This is a genomic window from Frankia sp. CoWAU3, from assembly GCF_977971855.1.
In genome coordinates this window covers 13,996-15,113 of sequence record NZ_CDWWXB010000081.1, presented here as the reverse complement: position 1 = coordinate 15,113, position 1,118 = coordinate 13,996, and the positions used below count along the sequence as shown (strand labels likewise).

Sequence of the window (1,118 nt, the reverse complement as noted above, 5' to 3'; positions counted from 1 at the left end):
CTCCTCCACCGGCCCCGTCTCCCCTGCCGGCCCCACGTCCTCTTCCGAACCCACGTCCTCTCCCGAACCCGGTGCCGGTGCCGTCCCGGCGACCAGCCCCACCCCAACGATCTCGGTTCCCGGTCTCGGTGAGGCGATCCCCGTCGTGGACCTGCACGAGACCACCTCGGCGGCCGGCTCGCCAACGCCGCCCCCAGCCCCGGGTTCCGCCGCCGGCGGAAACCCGGTGCACACCGCCCCTGACCCCGGCGCCCTCACTCGGCTCACCACGGCTCGCACGACCACAGCCGGCTGGCCGGACCTGGACCGACCAGCCACCACCTCCCCGAGCAGCCCGGCCGCGCCCGGCGCGGCCATCACTCCGACACCGTCCGGACCGACACCGTCCGGACCGGCGGCTCCGATCGCATCGGCACCGGCCCGGGATCCGATCGTGCCGCCGGCCCCTCGTGGAACGGGCAGGCCCATGAGCCTCCCGGGTACCGACCGGACCTCTCCCGGCGTCGAGGCGGCGGAAATCGTCGTCCTCCGCGGCGACAGTCTCTGGTCCATCGCGGCCCGTCATCTCGGCCCGAACGCGACGCAGGAGCAGATCGCGGCCGAGTGGCCACGGTGGTGGGCCGCCAACTCCGACCTGATCGGCCACGACCCGAATCTGATCTTCCCCGGCCAACGCCTGAAACCACCCCCCGGGCCCTGACCCCGCCCACCACTTCCGGAGCCTGCCGTGACCGCCACCTACGCCCTGACCCTGCCCCGGCGTCCAGTTCCGGCCCCCGGAATGCGCCGCCTTCCCATCACCCCCCACGAACCGCCCTATGACGACGAGGCCGGCTCCTCGTCGGCCGGCGCCCCGACCCGCTCGTCGACAAGGCCGCCCCGACCCCGGGTGCGGCCGGCCGGACGCACCACCGCCGATCGTCCAGGCCGGCCCGTGACCGCCCCGGGAGGCGGCGGACGCCGCCGTGGCGGTGCGGACGGCCAGACCGAGCCCGGTGGCACGACGGTCGATCGGACTCCTCGGCACCTCGCCATGCCCGAGCGCACGGTCACGGGCACAGGCATGGGATCAGCGGCGTCACACGCGGTGCCGGGTCTCGATCCGGTAGCCGGTCCGC

General features: G+C 75.0%; 1 protein-coding gene. It reads left to right on the top strand.

The annotated features are described in order from the left end of the window. Nucleotides 1-700 (top strand): LysM peptidoglycan-binding domain-containing protein (locus AC08ON_RS09625; RefSeq protein WP_476616805.1); only part of this gene is annotated, 700 nt, incomplete at its 5' end. Between the last annotated feature and the right edge of the window lie 418 nt (nucleotides 701-1,118).